At 66.5% G+C, this 17,557-nt stretch carries 12 protein-coding genes and 2 tRNA genes; 9 read left to right on the forward strand and 5 right to left on the reverse strand.

Annotation, left to right across the window (positions count from 1 at the left end):
• Positions 1–1,743: pyruvate dehydrogenase (acetyl-transferring), homodimeric type (gene aceE, locus ACIP1U_RS08535; protein ID WP_400313874.1), on the reverse strand; the 1,743-nt coding region annotated here is incomplete at its 3' end.
• 423 nt (positions 1,744–2,166) lie between these two features.
• Between aceE and ACIP1U_RS08540 the strand changes: the two genes are divergently transcribed.
• Positions 2,167–4,752, forward strand: coding sequence for a PAS domain S-box protein (locus tag ACIP1U_RS08540; RefSeq protein WP_400313876.1), 2,586 nt, complete (start codon positions 2,167–2,169; stop codon positions 4,750–4,752).
• A gap of 148 nt (positions 4,753–4,900) precedes the next feature.
• Positions 4,901–5,533 (forward strand): response regulator transcription factor, encoded by a 633-nt coding sequence (locus ACIP1U_RS08545; RefSeq protein WP_029047707.1) that lies wholly within the window; start codon positions 4,901–4,903, stop codon positions 5,531–5,533.
• A 74-nt stretch (positions 5,534–5,607) separates the two neighbouring features.
• Here ACIP1U_RS08545 and ACIP1U_RS08550 read toward each other — a convergent pair whose 3' ends face one another.
• Positions 5,608–6,288, reverse strand: coding sequence for a hypothetical protein (locus tag ACIP1U_RS08550; protein WP_400313878.1), 681 nt, complete (start codon positions 6,286–6,288; stop codon positions 5,608–5,610).
• A 194-nt stretch (positions 6,289–6,482) separates the two neighbouring features.
• On the opposite strand from ACIP1U_RS08550, the gene folD reads away from it, so the two are divergent.
• The 4 genes from folD to ACIP1U_RS08570 all read left to right on the forward strand — a co-directional run bounded on the left by folD (position 6,483) and on the right by ACIP1U_RS08570 (position 12,414).
• On the forward strand, positions 6,483–7,334 hold the full coding sequence (folD, locus tag ACIP1U_RS08555) for a bifunctional methylenetetrahydrofolate dehydrogenase/methenyltetrahydrofolate cyclohydrolase FolD (protein ID WP_400313880.1): 852 nt from the start codon (positions 6,483–6,485) through the stop codon (positions 7,332–7,334).
• Between the two features lie 133 nt (positions 7,335–7,467).
• Positions 7,468–9,573: a M3 family metallopeptidase gene (locus ACIP1U_RS08560; RefSeq protein ID WP_400313883.1), complete on the forward strand. Its 2,106-nt coding sequence runs from the start codon at positions 7,468–7,470 to the stop codon at positions 9,571–9,573.
• The gene (xth, locus tag ACIP1U_RS08565) at positions 9,570–10,400 is read left to right on the forward strand and encodes an exodeoxyribonuclease III (RefSeq protein ID WP_400313886.1); all 831 of its coding nucleotides are present in this window, start codon (positions 9,570–9,572) and stop codon (positions 10,398–10,400) included. The genes ACIP1U_RS08560 and xth overlap by 4 nt, the downstream gene beginning before the upstream one ends.
• A gap of 169 nt (positions 10,401–10,569) precedes the next feature.
• The gene (locus ACIP1U_RS08570; RefSeq protein WP_400313889.1) at positions 10,570–12,414 is read left to right on the forward strand and encodes a SulP family inorganic anion transporter; all 1,845 of its coding nucleotides are present in this window, start codon (positions 10,570–10,572) and stop codon (positions 12,412–12,414) included.
• 218 nt (positions 12,415–12,632) lie between these two features.
• Here the strand turns inward: ACIP1U_RS08570 and ACIP1U_RS08575 are convergent, their stop codons facing one another.
• The gene (locus tag ACIP1U_RS08575; protein ID WP_029047712.1) at positions 12,633–12,896 is read right to left on the reverse strand and encodes a DUF1488 domain-containing protein; all 264 of its coding nucleotides are present in this window, start codon (positions 12,894–12,896) and stop codon (positions 12,633–12,635) included.
• A gap of 226 nt (positions 12,897–13,122) precedes the next feature.
• Between ACIP1U_RS08575 and ACIP1U_RS08580 the strand changes: the two genes are divergently transcribed.
• Positions 13,123–13,198 (forward strand) — tRNA-Lys (locus tag ACIP1U_RS08580).
• A gap of 117 nt (positions 13,199–13,315) precedes the next feature.
• Here ACIP1U_RS08580 and ACIP1U_RS08585 read toward each other — a convergent pair.
• Both ACIP1U_RS08585 and ACIP1U_RS08590 read right to left on the reverse strand, forming a co-directional pair.
• The gene (locus ACIP1U_RS08585) at positions 13,316–14,704 is read right to left on the reverse strand and encodes an 8-oxoguanine deaminase (RefSeq protein ID WP_400313892.1); all 1,389 of its coding nucleotides are present in this window, start codon (positions 14,702–14,704) and stop codon (positions 13,316–13,318) included.
• 122 nt (positions 14,705–14,826) lie between these two features.
• Positions 14,827–15,735: a LysR family transcriptional regulator gene (locus tag ACIP1U_RS08590; protein WP_400313895.1), complete on the reverse strand. Its 909-nt coding sequence runs from the start codon at positions 15,733–15,735 to the stop codon at positions 14,827–14,829.
• Positions 15,736–15,867: 132 nt separating this feature from the next.
• Between ACIP1U_RS08590 and ACIP1U_RS08595 the strand changes: the two genes are divergently transcribed.
• Together ACIP1U_RS08595 and ACIP1U_RS08600 are read left to right on the forward strand one after the other, a co-directional pair.
• Positions 15,868–15,943: transfer RNA gene (locus tag ACIP1U_RS08595), tRNA-Lys, on the forward strand.
• Positions 15,944–16,305: 362 nt separating this feature from the next.
• Positions 16,306–17,286 (forward strand): tripartite tricarboxylate transporter substrate binding protein BugE, encoded by a 981-nt coding sequence (locus tag ACIP1U_RS08600; protein WP_400313897.1) that lies wholly within the window; start codon positions 16,306–16,308, stop codon positions 17,284–17,286.
• The last annotated feature ends 271 nt before the right edge of the window (positions 17,287–17,557 follow it).

A 17,557-nucleotide genomic window follows, 5' to 3' on the forward strand; every position in this document is an offset into this window, starting at 1 on the left:
GGCGCCGGCTTCGTTGATGCCTTCCTGCAGCACCTGGCCAGTCTGCGATTCCTTGTAGAACATCAGCTGGTCATGGTCTTCCGGCACGTACTTCTGGCCTACCTGGTTCCAGATGCCGACCTGGCGGAACAGGCCTTCCATGCCGAAGGTGCGCGACTCGTCCGGCACGATGGGCACCACGTGCTTGCCGATCTGCTTGTCCTTGAGCAGCGTGTTCAGGATACGCACGAAGGCCATGGTGGTGGACACTTCGCGGCCTTCGCCGGTGGCCTTCAGCAGCGCCTCGAACGCGGACAGCTGCGGGATCGGCAGCGCTTCGGCCTTCTGGCGACGGGCAGGCAGGTAGCCGCCCAGGTTCATGCGCGCCTGGCGCATGTATTCCAGTTCCTTCGAGCCTTCCGGGAAGGTGATGTACGGCACCTCCTCGAGCTTGTCGTCGGGCACCGGCAGGTTGAACTGGTCGCGGAACTTGCGGATCGCGTCCACCGGCATCTTCTTCTGCTGGTGAGCCACGTTCATGGCCTGGCCGGCGTCGCCCATGCCATAGCCCTTGATGGTCTTGGCCAGGATCAGCGTGGGCTGGCCCTTGTGCTCGCTGGCGGCCTTGTAGGCGGCGAAGATCTTGTGCGGGTCGTGGCCGCCGCGGTTCAGGCGCCAGATGTCCTCGTCGGACCAGTCGGCGACCATCGCCTTCAGCTCAGGCGTATTGAAGAAGTGCTCGCGGACGTAGGCGCCGTCCTTGGCCTTCATGGTCTGGTACTCGCCGTCCACGCATTCCATCATGCGCTTCATCAGCAGGCCCTTGGTGTCGCGCGCCAGCAGCGCGTCCCACTTGCTGCCCCATACCACCTTGATGACGTTCCAGCCGGCACCGCGGAACTCGGATTCCAGTTCCTGGATGATCTTGCCGTTGCCGCGCACCGGGCCGTCCAGGCGCTGCAGGTTGCAGTTGATGACGAAGACCAGGTTGTCGAGCTTCTCGCGGCCGGCCATGCCGATCGCGCCCAGCGATTCCGGTTCGTCGGTCTCGCCGTCGCCCAGGAAGGCCCAGACCTTGCGGTCGCCGGCCTTGGCCAGGCCGCGGCTGTCCAGGTACTTCATGAAGCGGGCCTGGTAGATGGCCATGATCGGGCCCAGGCCCATCGACACGGTCGGGAACTGCCAGAAATCCGGCATCAGCCACGGGTGCGGGTACGACGAGATGCCCTTGCCGTCCACTTCCTGGCGGAAGTTGTCGAGCTGGTCCTGGCTCAGGCGGCCCAGCAGGAAGGCGCGCGAATACACGCCCGGTGCCGAGTGGCCCTGCACGAAGACCAGGTCGCCGCCGCTCTGTTCCGAGGGGGCGCGCCAGAAATGGTTGTAGCCGACGTCGTACAGCGTGGCCGCCGACGCAAACGAGGAGATATGGCCGCCGACGTTGGTGTGCTTGTTGGCGCGCAGCACCATCGCCATGGCGTTCCAGCGGGTGTACGAGCGGATGCGGTGCTCGATGTCCTGGTCGCCCGGGATACGGGCCTGCTGCTCCACCGGGATGGTGTTGATGTACTGCGTCTCGGCGTGGAACGGCTGGGTCACGCCGTTCACGCGTGCGTACTCGATCTGCTTGTCGATCAGGAACGCGGCACGCGCCGGGCCCTCGGCGGCGAGGACGCCCTGCAGGGCATCCAGCCATTCATGGGTTTCCTGGGGATCGGCGTCGTTGGCGCTGGATGCGCCGAGAATCTGCTCTGGTACGGCGGACATGACTGTCTCCTGGGTGAATTCGTGCTTCCGTGCCTGCGCTTCCGGCGCCGGCTTTGGGGGCTCTACGGGTTGACTCGCACCGTTGCGGGTTCGGTGCTGACGCGCCCTGCATCGGGGCCGCCGCCGGGGAACCTGTTCCGGTTCCTCCGCGCGGCAGGCGCATGGCTGCCGCCCGCATTCTTGGGTCGAACCGATTCTATGGAAGCCCATTGGGCAACACAAGTGAAATTTTCAAATTGCGATATCGTTTTTTGCAATGTGAAATAATGCCGCAGCGCACCAAGAACCATGCCACGGCCCGCCCGGCGCCAGACGCAAGGGCGCCGGCGCGGGCAGCGGCGGCCGGGATTTCATTGGCGCTTTCCCCAAGCGACGCACCGCAATAATCTCGGTACACTGAACGGTCAGCCGTCAATCCCTCCCATGCCGTTCCTCGATCGCTTCCTTTCCCGCCTGCGTGCAGCCGTGCTTTCCCCCGATACCTCGGGCACAGCCAAGGCCGCCGGGGGCGATACCGGCCACGCCCCGCCTCCGGCCGCGGGGCTCGGCCCGATCGACGCGCTCGGCCCCGACGACGGCGCGCCGGTGGCGGCCCCGCGCGGCCTGTGGTGGCTGCGCTGGCGCAACCTCGTCGCCACCAGCTGGTTCATGTTCATCCCGCTGGTCGCGATCGTGCTGTTCACGGTGGCGATGGGCGTGATCCTGTGGTCGCTGCACGAGACCGAACGCCAGCAGCAACGCGATGCGCTGTACCGCGACGCCGCCTGGGCGCAGCAGCGCGTACGCCTGTCCCTGCTCAGCAACCAGGATCAACTGGCCTCGCTGGCGCGCGACATCGCCGCCGCGCAGCTGGAGCAAGGCGCTTACCGTACCGCCGCCCAGGAGGTCCTGCGCGAGAACCCCGAGATCGTCTTTGTCAACTGGCTCGACGCCACCAAGCGCGGCCGCTGGTCGCTGCCGTCGACGTCCGAGTTCGCGGTGCGCCTGCGCGAGAACCAGGACCAGCCGCTCGAGCCCGAAGTGCTGGACACCTTCGATGCCGCGCGCGAAACCCAGCGCGTGGTCTACTCGCGCCCGCTGGTCAACGACCGCGGCGACAGCTTCATGCTGATGCAAGTGCCGATCGTGCGCGACAACGAGTTCCTCGGCACGCTCGGCGCGCTGTACTCGATCAACGGCATCCTGACGCACCTGCTGCCGCCGGAGCTGACCGAGCGCTACCGTTTCTCGCTGATCGACAAGAACAACCAGACCCGCGCCAGCACCTCGTTGCGGCCGGTGCCCGGCAACGCGCTGTCGTATGAAGTGCTGCTGGACCCGCCCGGCCATTCGCTGTCACTGCGCGCCGACGCCTACCCGCCGCCGTCGAACCTGCCCAACAACATGCTGCTGTGGCTGGTGGTGGGCCTGTCCTGCTTCCTGCTGTGGAGCCTGTGGAGCATGTGGCGCCATACCAGCCGCCGCTCCGAGGCGCAGCGCGCGCTGCTGGCCGAGACCTCGTTCCGGCGCGCGATGGAAAACTCGATGCTGATCGGCCTGCGCGCGCTCGACCTGAACGGCCGCATCACCTACGTCAACCCGGCCTTCTGCCGCATGACCGGCTGGCAGGAGAACGACCTCGTCGGGCGCCTGCCGCCCTTCCCCTACTGGCCGCCGAACGACCAGCAGGAAATGCAGAAGCAGATCGACCTGACGCTGCAGGGCAAGTCGCCCGCGGGCGGCTATGAGATGCGCGTGATGCGCCGCGACGGCAGCAGCTTCTACGCGCGCATGTATGTGTCGCCGCTGGTCGACAGCCGCGGCCGCCATACCGGCTGGATGAGTTCGATGACTGACATCACCGAACCCAAGCGCGCGCGCGAGGAACTGGCTGCCGCGCATGACCGCTTCACCACGGTGCTGGAGAGCCTGGACGCGGCGGTGTCGGTGCTCGCCACCGACAAGGCCGAGCTGCTGTTCGCCAACCGCTACTACCGCCAGCTGTTCGGCTGGGAAGCCGAGGGCCACCTGAAGCTGGCCGGCGACGAGCTCGACAAGGAACAGGTTTCCAGCGACAACACCGATTACGTCGACGCCTACGCCGGCCTGCCCGCTTCCGAGCTGATGCCCTATGCGTCGGACGCGCGCGAGGTGTTCGTGCCCGACATGCAGAAATGGTTCGAAGTGCGCCGCCGCTATATCCAGTGGGTCGACGGCCACCTGGCGCAGATGCAGATCGCCACCGACATCACCGTGCGCAAGGCCGCCGAGGAAATGGCGCGCCAGCATGAAGAACGCCTGCAGTTCACCAGCCGCCTGACCACCATGGGCGAGATGGCGTCATCGCTGGCGCACGAGTTGAACCAGCCGCTGGCCGCCATCAACAACTACTGCATGGGCGCGGTGGCGCGCCTGCATTCGGGCCGCAGCACGCCGGAGGACCTGATCCCGGTGCTGGAGAAAACCTCCGCGCAGGCAGTGCGCGCGGGCACCATCATCAGCCGCATCCGCGGCTTCGTGAAGCGCAGCCAGCCGCAGCGGCGCGAAGCGGCGCTGCACGATATCGTCGCCGATGCCGTGGGCCTGGCCGACCTGGAGGCGACGCGGCGCCGCGTCACCATCCTGACCCGGCTGCCGGCGCCGCCGATGGCCATCTATGTCGACCCGGTGCTGATCGAGCAGGTGCTGGTGAACCTGCTCAAGAACGCGGTCGAAGCCATGGCCGGCCTGCCGGCCATGCACGCCGGCGGCGTGGTGCGCCTGCATGCGCGCGTGGAGCCGGGCGAGATCGGCGACAACGTCCATATCGATGTCATCGACCAGGGTCCGGGCGTCGACGAAGCCACCAAAGAGCGCCTGTTCGAGCCCTTCTTCAGCACCAAGTCCGACGGGATGGGCATGGGGCTGAACATCTGCCGCTCGATCATCGAGTCGCACCAGGGCCGGCTGTGGGTGGAGAACAATATCGACGGCATTGGCTGCACCTTCAAGATCATGCTGCCACTGCATCCGGTGGTGGCCGAGCAATAACGCTGCGCATTCCACCGCTGTCCGATTCGTTCCGGACACCCCGGCAAGCCGGGCGCCAACCCCTACGCATGTGGGGGGCCTGTCTCGCCACAGGGGCCCCGGGGCGGTTACACTTCGCAGCAATGAATTGTTGTCCCGAGGAGACTACATGACCGCAACGCCAAACCCCACGCCCCACCGCGGCGAGACCGTGTTCATCGTCGATGACGATGAAGCCATGCGCGACTCGCTGACCTGGTTGCTGGAGGGCAATGGCTACCAGGTACGCAGCTTTACCAGCGCCGAGCAGTTCCTCGCCGCCTACGACGCCAGCCAGGTGTCCTGCCTGATCCTCGACGTGCGCATGCCCGGCATGAGCGGCCCGGAACTGCAGGAGCGGATGATCGCCGAGAACATCAATATTCCGATCGTCTTTATCACCGGCCATGGCGACGTGCCGATGGCGGTATCGACCATGAAGCGCGGCGCGATCGACTTCATCGAGAAGCCGTTCGACGAATCCGAACTGCGCGCGCTGGTCGAGCGCATGCTGCAAAAGGCCCGCACCGATCATTCCGCGGCGCGAGAGCAGCGCGCGGCCAAGGACCTGCTGGGCAAGCTGACCACGCGCGAACAGCAGGTGCTCGAGCGCATCGTGGCCGGGCGGTTGAACAAGCAGATCGCAGATGACCTGGGCATTTCCATCAAGACGGTGGAGGCGCACCGCGCCAACATCATGGAAAAGCTCAATGTCAATACGGTCGCCGACCTGCTGCGCCTGGCACTGTCGCGCAACAGCTGAGCCTGCAGCGCCGGCTGGCCCACTCCATCTCTCCTGGCCAGCCTCTTTCCGGGCGCCACTGCCGGCGCCCGGCCTCAATGCCTCAGGTAATCCTCATCCCGGAACGTGACCACCCATTGTGGCCGGCAGACCACAAAGACGGCTACCAGCATCCCGGTCAGGAACGCCTCGCCAAATGCCAGGATCAGCGTTGCCGCCAGCGTGTCGGCCACGGTGATCGGCAGTCCCGGCGCCATCACATGCCGCCATGCCCCCTGCGCCGCGCTGGCACCCAGGGCAGCCAGCCCCGCGGTGAAATATCCGTGCCCCAGGATAAAAACAAACGGGTGGCGCGGCAGCCAGCGCCGCATCAGTGCCTGCAGGCCGGCAGAAAGCAGCGCTGGCACCAGCGCCAGCCAGGTATAGCGCACCCATAGTGAAGGCCAGTCGAACAGCGCCCAACTGTGCCCGGCAAGATATTCGAGGCCGAGCAGCGACACCAGGTCCACCACGAACAGCGACAGCAACGCCAGCGGCAGCCCGAACAGCGTCACCATCAGCGTGGCGCCCAGCAACTGGATCACCAGCCCACCGACCAGCGTGGCGCGCACTGTCCACAGCAGCGCCACCAGCACCATCGCCCCCAGCCAGGCGTGCTGCAGCGCATTGCGGCGCAGCAACTGCCACGGCCGGCGTGTCAGCGCCCACAGCAGTCCGGCAAGGGACACGACAACCAGCAGCGGATCTGACAACAGGGACGGGAGCGCGGTGTGCATGCGGCCGATGCTACCAGCGCTGCACCCCGATAGCGCTTGCATCCGGTCAACCTAAGCGCGACAGCCCGCACTGACCCTTTATAATTCGCCTTTGATCCGCATGCCCGCATGCCGGGCACACGCCACCCACGGCCCAAGCAATCTGCCGGATCCGCCCAATTCGCACAAACCCGCCCAAACCGGTCTTTTCCTCCATGTCTGCCCAACTGATCGACGGCAACGCCCTTGCCAAACAAATCCGCTCCGAAGCCGCCCAGCGCGCCGCCAGCCTGACCGAGCGCGGTCACCGCCCCGGCCTGGCCGTGATCCTGGTCGGCGAGGACCCGGCCAGCCAGGTCTACGTGCGCAACAAGGTCAAGGCCTGCCAGGACAACGGCTTTCACTCTTCGCTGGACCGTTATCCGGCGGACCTCTCCGAAGCGGAGCTGCTGGCACGCATTGACGCGCTCAACCTGGACCCGAACATCCACGGCATCCTGGTGCAGCTGCCGCTGCCCAAGCACATCGACAGCCACAAGGTGCTGGAAGCGATTGCCCCGGAAAAGGACGTCGACGGCTTCCACGTCGCCAACGCCGGCGCGCTGATGACCGGCGCGCCGCTGTTCCGCCCGTGCACGCCGTACGGCTGCATGAAGATGCTGGAATCGATCCAGTACCCGCTGCGCGGCGCGCGTGCCGTGGTGGTCGGCGCTTCCAACATCGTCGGCAAGCCGATGGCGATGCTGCTGCTGCAGGCCGGCGCCACCGTCACCATCTGCAACAGCAAGACGCGCGATATCGGCACCCACACCCGCGAGGCCGACGTGATCGTCGCCGCGGTCGGCAAGCGCAACCTGATCACCGCCGACATGGTCAAGCCAGGCGCTGTCGTGATCGACGTGGGCATGAACCGCGACGACAACGGCAAGCTGTGCGGCGACGTGGACCTCGCCGGCGTGCGCGAGGTGGCCGGCTATGTCACGCCGGTGCCAGGCGGCGTCGGCCCGATGACCATCACCATGCTGCTGGTCAACACGCTGGAAGCGGCGGAACGCGCCGCGGGCTGAAGCGCCCGCGCGTTCGGCGTACTTTCGACGCACATTCGACGTACAGTACGCCACACGGGGTGCTGGAAATGCCGGCACCCCGCCCCCATCTGCGGGGCATCGACCTTTGAGGCCAGCCAACCGAGAACACGCCATGGACCAAGCCGCACAAGCCACCCCGGCCAACAATCCGCTGCTGGACTTTTCCGACCTGCCCCGCTTCGCCGAGATCCGGCCCGGGCACATCAGCCCGGCGCTGGACGTGCTGCTGGAACGCGCGCAGCAGGCCGTCGCACGCGCCGAGGATCCGGCCACGCCCGCTGACTGGGCCAACGCCGTGCAGGCGCTGGAAGCGGCCACCGAGCCGCTGGGCCGCGCCTGGGGCGTGGTCAGCCACCTGAGTGCCGTCGCCGACACGCCGGAACTGCGCAAGGCGCACGCCGACAACCTGCCGCGCATGACCGAGTTCTGGTCGTCGCTCGGCCAGAGCCTGGCGCTGTATGAAAAGTACAAGGCGCTGGCCGCCAGCCCCGAATTCGCCTGCATGAGCGCAGCCCGCCACCAGTTGATCGACAACGAGCTGCGCGGCTTCCGCCTGGGCGGCGCCGAGCTGCCTGAAGACCGGAAGCCGCGCTTCGCCGAGATCCAGGAGCAGCAGGCGCAGCTGTCCAAAGCCTTTTCCGACCACGTGCTGGACGCCACCAACACCTATGCGCTGGTCATCGAGGACGAGGCACGACTGGCCGGCCTGCCCGACGACGCCAAGGAAGCGGCCCGCCACGCCGCCGAGAAAGACGGCAAAGCAGACGGCAAGGCCGGCTGGAAATTCACGCTGCACTTCCCCTCCTACTTCCCGGTGCTGCAATACGCCGACGACCGCGCGCTGCGCCAGACGCTGTACGAGGCCAACGTCACGCGTGCCTCGGAACTGGGCGCGCAATACGGCCAGGGCCAGTCCGGGTGGGACAACACCGTCAACATGCGCGACCAGCTGGCGCTGCGCCGCGAAGAAGCGCAGATGCTGGGCTACCAGTGCTACGGCGAAGTCTCGCTGGTGCCGAAGATGGCCGAGTCGCCCGCCGAAGTGCTGAAGTTCCTCGACGAGCTCGCCGTCAAGGCACGGCCCTACGCCGAGAAGGACTGGGCCGAACTGCAGGCCTTTGCCGCCGCCGAACTCGGCCTGTCCGACCTGCAACCGTGGGACGTGGCCTACGCCTCGGAAAAGCTGCGCCAGCAGCGCTATGCGTTCTCCGAGCACGAGGTCAAGCAGTACTTCCCGGAACCCAAGGTGCTGGAAGGCCTGTTCGGCGTGGTGCAGAAGCTGTTCTCGGTGCGCATCGAGGCCGAGCCTGCGCAGACCTGGCACAAGGACGTGCGCTTCTTCCGCGTGACCACCGCCGACGGCGCGCTGCTGGCCCAGTTCTATATCGACCTGTACGCGCGCGAAGGCAAGCGCGGCGGCGCGTGGATGGACGACGCCCGCGGCCGCAAGGTGCTGGAGCAGGGCGGCGTGCAGACGCCGGTCGCATACCTGACCTGCAACTTCTCCGCACCGGTGGGCAACAAGCCCGCGCTGTTCACGCACGACGAAGTGATCACGCTGTTCCATGAGTTCGGCCACGGCCTGCACCATATGCTGACGCAGGTGGGCGAGCTGGGCGTGTCGGGCATCAACGGCGTGGAATGGGATGCGGTGGAGCTGCCGTCGCAGTTCATGGAAAACTTCTGCTGGGAATACGAAGTGCTGACCGGCATGACGCAGCACGTCGACACCGGCGCGCCGCTGACGCGCGCGCTGTTCGACCGCATGCTGGCCGCCAAGAACTTCCAGAACGGCATGATGACGCTGCGCCAGATCGTGTTCTCGTCGTTCGACATGCACCTGCACACGGACTTCGACCCGGCGGCGGCCACCTCGGTACTGGAGCTGTCGCGCCAGATCAACGACCGCGTGCACGTGGTGCCGCAGCATCCGCTGTCGCGCTGGCCGAATACCTTCAGCCATATTTTTGCCGGCGGCTACGCGGCGGGCTACTACAGCTACAAGTGGGCCGAAGTGCTGTCGGCCGACGTCTATGCGGCGTTTGAAGAAGCGGCGCAGTTGTCCGGCACCGTGCTCGACAGCGAGACCGGTGCGCGTTACCAGCGCGAGATCCTGTCGGTGGGTGGCAGCCGGCCGGCGATGGAATCCTTCGTCGCCTTCCGCGGCCGCGCTCCGCAGATTGATGCGCTGCTGCGCCACGGCGGGATGGCGGCATGAGCGCGCTTGCACTGCCCACCACCGGCCCGCTGCGGATCGCCAGCTGGAATGTCAATTCCCTGAAGGTGCGCCTGCCGCAGGTGCTGCAATGGCTGGCCGAACAGGACCAGGCCGGCGCGCCCATCGACGCGCTGTGCCTGCAGGAACTGAAGCTGCCGGACGACAAGTACCCGCTGGCCGAACTGGAGAATGCCGGCTTCCACAGTATCTACACCGGGCAGAAGACATACAACGGCGTGGCAATCGTCGCCCGCGACGCCAGCATGCCCGGGCCGGTCGACGTGGTGCGCAACATCCCCGGCTTCGAGGATGCGCAGCAGCGCGTGATCGCCGCCACCTACGGCGACCTGCGGCTGGTCTGCGCCTACTTCCCCAACGGGCAGTCGCCCGAGTCGGAGAAGTTCACGTACAAGCTCAAGTGGCTGGAAGCGATGACGGCGTGGCTGCGCGAGGAAATGCAACGCCATCCGCGCCTCGCGCTGCTGGGCGACTTCAATATCGCCCCCGAAGACCGTGACGTGCACGACCCGGCCAAGTGGGCAGGCCAGAACCTCGTGTCGCCGCCGGAGCGCGCCGCCTTTGCCGCACTGGTGGAGCTGGGCCTGGCCGATGCCTTTCGCAGGTTCGAGCAGCCGGAGAAGAGCTTTTCCTGGTGGGACTACCGCATGATGGCGTTCCGCCGCAATGCCGGGCTGCGCATCGACCATATCCTGCTGTCGCCGGCGCTGGTGGAGCAATGCTCCGGTTGCGTGATCGACCGCGTGCCGCGTACCTGGGAACAGCCCTCGGATCACACGCCCGTGGTCGCCACGCTGCACTGCGGCTGACGCCCGCCACCGGCTGCGGCAGCCACGGCATGTCGCCGCCATTCCACGCATTCACGCAAGCCCGGGCATGCCCGGCTCGCCCCCGCGGCGGCCTGCCCGCTACACTGCCGGCATGAACCCCTGAACGCGGCGAAACCGCGGACAGGGGCGCCGAGGCTGTCCTGTTCCCATGTCCGCATCCACGCAAGGCTCATTCCTGCATCGCATGTTCCCGTGGCGCCAGCGCGTCGACCGCGCCACGCTGCGCGCCGACCTGGTCGCCGGCCTGCTCGGCGCGGTGCTGGTGCTGCCGCAGGGCGTGGCCTTCGCCACGCTGGCCGGACTGCCGCCGCAGTACGGCATCTACAGCGCGGTGGTGCCCTGCATCGTCGCGGCGCTGTTCGGTTCGAGCTGGCATGTGATGTCGGGGCCGACCAATGCCAATTCGCTGGCGTTGTTCGCCATGCTGAGCCCGCTCGCATTCGCCGGCAGCCCCGCGTATATCGGGCTGGCGCTGGCGGTGACCATCGTGGTCGGCGTGATGCAGCTCGCGGTCGGCACGCTGCGGCTCGGCTCGCTCGCCAACTTTATCTCGCCGTCGGTGCTGCTCGGCTTCACCTGCGGCGCGGCGACCCTGATCGGGCTCTATGCGCTGAAGGATGTGTTCGGCCTGCAAGTGCCGACCGGCACCAGTGCCTTCGGCGTGCTGCGCCACCTGGCCGAACACGCCGACACCATCAACTGGTCCGCGGCGGCCGTCGCCGCCGTGACGCTGGCGGTGACGCTGCTGTGCAAGCGGCTATGGCGCAAGCTGCCGTTCATGCTGCTGGGCCTGCTGGCCGGCTATGGCGTGGCGCTGCTGCTGAACCAGGCCGGCGCCTTCGCCCAGCATGTGAACGTGGTCGGGCCGATCCCGTCGGCGCTGCCGCATTTCCATGTGCCCGACGTCGACTGGCGCAAGCTGCCCGACCTGCTTGGCATCGCCTCGGCGCTGACCATCGTCGCGCTGGGCCAGTCGATCTCGATCGCCAAGGCGGTATCGCTGCGCTCCGGGCAGCATATCGACGCCAACCGCGAATTCATCGGCCAGGGCCTGTCCAATATCGCCGGCGGCTTTTTCTCCGGCTATATCTCGTGCGGCTCGCTCAACCGCTCGATGCCCAACTTTGAAGCCGGCGCGCACACACCGCTTGCCAGCGTGTTCTCGGCGCTGTGGCTGGTGGCGCTGGTCGCGCTCAGCGCGCCGCTGCTGGCGCAGATCCCGATGGCGGCGATCGGCGCCATGCTGCTGCTGGTGGCGTGGGGACTGCTCGATATTGCACGGCTGCGGCGCATCTTCACGCTGAGCCGTACCGAGTTCGCGATTGCCATCGGTACTTTCGCCGCGACGCTGGTGATCCGGCTCGAAATGGCGGTGCTGCTCGGCACCGTGCTGTCGCTGGTGGCCTACCTGTACCGCACTTCCCGACCGGCCGTACGCAGCCTCGTGCCGGATGCCGACGACCCGGGCCGGCGCTTCACGCCGCTGGACGAACTGCACCGTCCGCAGCCGGAGTGCCCGCAGCTCAAGCTGCTGCGCATGGAGGGCGCGATCTACTTCGGCGCCGTGCAGTACGTGACCGACCGCCTGCATTGGCTGCGCACGGTCAATGCCGGCCAGACGCATTTGCTGGCGATGACCAAGAGCATGAACTTCATCGACCTGGCGGGCGCGGAAATGTGGGAAAACGAACTGGCCGAGCGCCGTGCCATGGGTGGCGACCTCTACTTCCACCGCCCACGCACGCAGGTGCTGCAGACGTGGGAGCAGACCGGTTTCAGCAACAAGCTGGGGCCGGACCATATCTTCCCGACCAAGCGGCAGGCGCTGCACACAATCATCGGCAAGCTGTCGCCCGAGATCTGCGCCCAGTGCCGCGCCAGGATCTTTGAAGAATGCGCCTCGCGGCCGGGCGCATCGGATCACGACGCCGTCAATGCGGATGCGGCCAGCGCACCGCAGCCGCAGGCATGCGCCACCGCGGCGGCACGCTGAAGCGTCGCGCACAAGATGCCGTCAGCAAGAAAACCCTGCTGAGGACAGCATTAGACAAGCGGAAATTGAAACAGCGGGGATGACGTTGGTGCCTGCGCCGGCGTTGCCGGGCCGGGTTCGCAAGGCCGGACGACCCTAAGCGGTGATCCAGGCGGTGATGCCTGATGGTGGATGGGCGCCCGCGGCATGCCAACGGCTGGCCGGGGCATCCATCCTCATCAGATCGGCGCCACGTGGGCGCGCTTGACGACGATTGGCTGGGGCGCGCCCTGCTCGATCAGCACCACGGCGGCGCGTTCGATGGTTTCGCGGCCGGCACGGAATGCCTCTTCCAGCGACAACACCTGGTCGGCGCTGAAGCCTTCCCACAGTGCCTCGCGTGTCACTACGCAAGTCACTTTCTCGCCATTGACGATCGCCTGAAAGAGCAAGCCTTCATTATTGATGTCGTAGCGCTCTTGCTCTTGGAATTTGATATCCATCGGTGCAGCCCTCCATATGCAAGTGGAGAAGAATCCTAACATGGCTCCGACCATATCGTGCGGATCCACCCTGTGCGATTGCGCTCAATCCGATGACCGGCAAAGCTGGCGTTCGGTTCCGTTCACCTGATGGCTGCGGGCATCGGCATGCGCGAAAAGCGTTGCACCCGGTTTTGCACCATCTGTTGACAGCGCCGGAAATCATGCTAGAATCTCGTTCTTCGTTGGGGCGTTAGCTCAGTTGGTAGAGCAGCGGACTCTTAATCCGTAGGTCGAGTGTTCGAGTCACTCACGCCCCACCAGCGAATACAGAAAGGCCGGAAGCAGCAATGCTTCCGGCCTTTTGCTTTTCCGCTCCTGGTTTGTCGTCGAAAACTGCCGCAGGCATGCAATGCCTGCGGCAGTTCGCCTCCCCGCGGTCAGGCGCCGAGGCTGGCGCGCTCGAACAGCGTGCGGGCCAGCGCGCGATGCCGCGTCAGCACGTTGGGCAGGTCCGCCGTCAGCAGCATGCCATCGCGCACCACTTCGCGCCCGTTGATCACGCTCGCCGCGACATTGGCCGGGGTGCAGAACACCAGCGACGCGACCAGGTCGTGGCCGCCGCCGGCAAAGCCTACTCCTGACATATCGAAAGCGACGAAGTCCGCCGACATACCGGGCGCCAGCGCGCCGATATCGTCGCGGTTGAGCACGCGTGCGCCGCCCAGCGTGGCGATCTCCAGCGCCTCGCGCGCGCTCATCGCTGCGGGGCCGTAGCCGACGCGCTGCAGCAGCATGGCCTGGCGGGCTTCGCCGAGCATATGCGCGCCGTCGTTCGACGCGCTGCCGTCAACGCCCAGCCCGACCGGCACGCCGGCATCGCGCATCGCCCGCACCGGCGCGATGCCGGAAGCGAGCCGCATGTTCGAGCACGGGCAATGCGACACGCCGGTGCCGGTACGCGCGAACAGCGCAATGCCTTCTTCATCGAGCTTCACGCAGTGCGCATGCCAGACGTCGTGACCGACCCAGCCCAGGTCTTCGGCATACTGCGCCGGCGTCAGGCCGAATTTCTCGCGCGAGTACGCGATGTCGTTGTCGTTCTCGGCCAGATGGGTGTGCAGCGACACGCCATAGTGGCGCGCCATCACCGCCGACTCGCGCATCAGGTCGCGCGACACCGAGAACGGCGAGCACGGCGCCAGCACCACGCGCAGCATCGCGTGGCGCGCGCCGTCGTGGTACTGCTCGACCAGCCGCTGGCTGTCGCGCAGGATCGCGGCTTCGTCTTCCACCACCACGTCGGGCGGCAGGCCGCCCTTGCTGCGGCCCACGCTCATCGAGCCGCGCGCGGCATGGAAGCGCATGCCCATTTCCTGCGCGGCGGCGATCGAATCGTCCAGGCGCGAGCCGTTGGGGAACAGGTAGAGGTGATCGCTGGTGGTGGTGCAGCCGGACAGCATCAATTCGGCCATCGCGGTCTTGGTCGACACGGCAATCATTTCCGGCGTCAGGTGCGACCAGAGCATGTACAGGTTGGTCAGCCACGAGAACAGCTCGGCGTCCTGCGCGGCGGGCACGGCGCGCGTCAGGCTCTGGTACATGTGGTGGTGCGTGTTGACCAGGCCGGGCGTCACCACGCGGCCGCGCATATCCAGCACTTGCGCGCTGCCGTCGTCAACCATGCGGCGGTATTGCGGCGGCAGGTCGGCGGTCGGACCCACCCATTGCACCGCCGGCCCCTCGGCGACCAGTGCGCCGTCGCGGATCTCGCGGCGCTGCGCGTCCATGGTGACGAGTACGTCGGCGTTCAGGGCAATCAGGGTCATGGCGGCAATCCTTCGATTCTGGGGGACAGGTGCCGTCAGTCTAAGGCGAAGGCATGCTCGCGCCTAAGCATTGAATTTCGACCACTGTGTCCACAAAAAGTGGACACTCGCACCACTCTGGGCTAGCGGGCCTGGGCGAACAACGTGGCCAGCGCGTCGCCGATGCGTTCGGCCATCAACTCCGCGGCCGCGCTGAGGGTGCCGCGGGCACGCGCCACCAGCGTCAGCGTCTGCCCCTGCAGGTGGCGGTCGCGCAGTGGCACGTACACCAGCGCCTGCCGCGCGCGCTCCTCCATCACGTCGAGCGGGTTCAACAGCGCCACTCCGGTGCCTAGCATGACCAGTTGGCGGATCAGCACGGTCGAAGTCGATTCCGCCACCGGCGACACTTCGATGGCATTGCGGGAGAAGGCGGCGTCCAGCAGCGCGCGGATCGATAGCGACGGCGCGGGCAGGATCAACGGGTAGCCGACGCACTCGCTCAGCAGCACGGACGGCCGCGCCGCCAGCGCATGTTCCGGCGGCACCACCGCGCCGATCTGCCAGTCGCTGCTTGCCAGCGCGCGAAAGGCGGGCAGTTCCGGCAGATCGTAGCCAAGCCCGAGATCGGCATCGCCCTGTTCGACCGCCGCGACGATCTCGGCAACCGGCAGGTCATTCACGCGCACCACGATGCCCGGGTAGCGCTGGCGGAAGTCATGCACCAGCGACGGCATCAGCGAGCCGGCCAGCCCCGCGGTGACCGCCACGGTGACGTCGCCACGGCGAGCGCCCTTGAATTCTTCGATACGCTCGCGCAGTGCGTCATGCTCGCGCAGCGTCTGGCGAACGTGGGCCAGCACCATCTCGCCCAGCGGCGTCAGGCGCAGCCGCTTGTTGATGCGCTCGAACAGCGGCGCGCCCAGCTCGGCTTCCAGGTCAAGAATCTGCCGGTTCACGGCCGTCGGCGCCACGTGCAGGTGCTCGGCCGCCTTGCGGATCGAACCGCGGCGGACAACCTCGTCGAGATAGCGCAGGACTCTGGCGTGCATAGGCTGGCAGTGTGTATCGGGGCGTGCCGAATTGTAGCGGCGGGCGCGAGCCCTGCTGCCGCGCGGCTCTGTAAAAAACGCGGAAGAGTATTGCGCAGTATCCGATACCTTGCTACAATCTTTTTCTTCGTTGGGGCGTTAGCTCAGTTGGTAGAGCAGCGGACTCTTAATCCGTAGGTCGAGTGTTCGAGTCACTCACGCCCCACCAGCGCATTCAGGAAAAGCCGGAAGCTTGCTTCCGGCTTTTTTCATTCCTGCTTCCCCTTCCCTCCGCGGGCGCACGCGCGAGCCGTGGTCGACCCCACGGCACGGCCGCTGTTTTCTTGATACGCGGGTTGTCACCAATACCTTTCTGCGCGCTTTCCCGGTTGAATCGCTTCCGCGCACGTTGTGGAACATGGTTCCGTATCGCGGAACCATCGCAACGTGCAGGCCGCCGCCGCACCCCGGCGCGGCCGGGTCAGCCGGCGCGGGAAATCTGACGGCGCGGGGCGCACGATGGCATTGCGCCCGAGAGAACGCCTGCAGCCCGCCCGGCAAGCAATCAGTGAAAGAAGAACGGAGGCATCCTTGAAAGCAGTCAACAAAGCAGGCGCAGCCGCCTGCGTCGCAGCGATCGGCCTGGCCAGCGCCGGATTTGTCCAGGCGCAGTCCTACCCCACCAAGCCGATCCGCCTGATCGTCCCGTTCGCGGCCGGTGGTACCACCGATATCGTCGCGCGCGCAGTTTCCGACGGCCTGGGCCGCGAACTGGGCCAGCCGGTGGTGGTGGAAAACCGCGGCGGCGGCGGCGGCGCGATCGGCGCCGACGCACTGGCCAAGTCCGCGCCGGACGGCTACACGCTCGGCATCGCCACGGTCAGCACCATGGCAACCAACCCGGCCACCAATCCCAAGAATCCGTACGACCCGCTCAAGGATTTCGCGCCGATCACCAACCTGGTCAACGTGCCCAACGTGCTGACGGTGAACCCGAAGGTGCCGGCCAAGACGCTGAAGGAATTCATCGCGCTGCTGAAGGCCAACCCGGGCAAGTACAGCTACGCTTCCGCTGGCAAGGGCAGCATCTCGCACCTGGATGGCGAGTTGTTCAAGGACATCACCAAGACCGACATGGTCCATATCCCCTACCGGGGATCGGGCCCGGCGCTGAACGACACGCTGGCCGGCCAGGTCAACGCTCAGTTCGACAACCTGCCGTCCTCGATGCCGCATATCCAGGCCGGCAAGCTGCGCGCGCTGGCGGTGGCGGCACCCAAGCGCGTCGAGGGCCTGCCCGACGTGCCGACCTTCGCCGAAGCCGGCATGAAGGACATGAACAACATGGCCTGGTATGGCCTGGTCGCGCCGGCCGGCACGCCCGCTGCCATCATCACGCGCGTGCACGATGCCGCGGTCAAGGCATTGCAGGACCCGAACGTGAAGCGCCGCCTGGCTGAAAGCGGCGCCTACACCGACGGCAATACCTCGGCCCAGTACGCCGCGCAGATCAAGCGCGAACTGGACCTGCGCAAGAAGATCGCGCACGACCAGAACATCACGCTGGAATAACCGGCGCCTCAGACGAGGGGTCCTCAAACGGCTGCCGCACGGCAGCCGTTTTTTCGTCCGGATGTCACCAAGCGTGCCGATAGCGGCACTGCTGGTGGGGAATTTCCGATCCATCGGCCGGATCTTGATCCTGTACAGGGCGCAACGCCCGCCCAAGCGTTTCAATACCTCTAGAAGAAACTTTCACTTTGCGGACACGCGCCAACTCGGTACATTAGCTGAGTGATCCCTGAGTGATCCGCCACACGGCCGGCCGCATGCCGGACCACGC

Source organism: Cupriavidus sp. NPDC089707, assembly GCF_044748965.1.
Taxonomy (GTDB): domain Bacteria; phylum Pseudomonadota; class Gammaproteobacteria; order Burkholderiales; family Burkholderiaceae; genus Cupriavidus.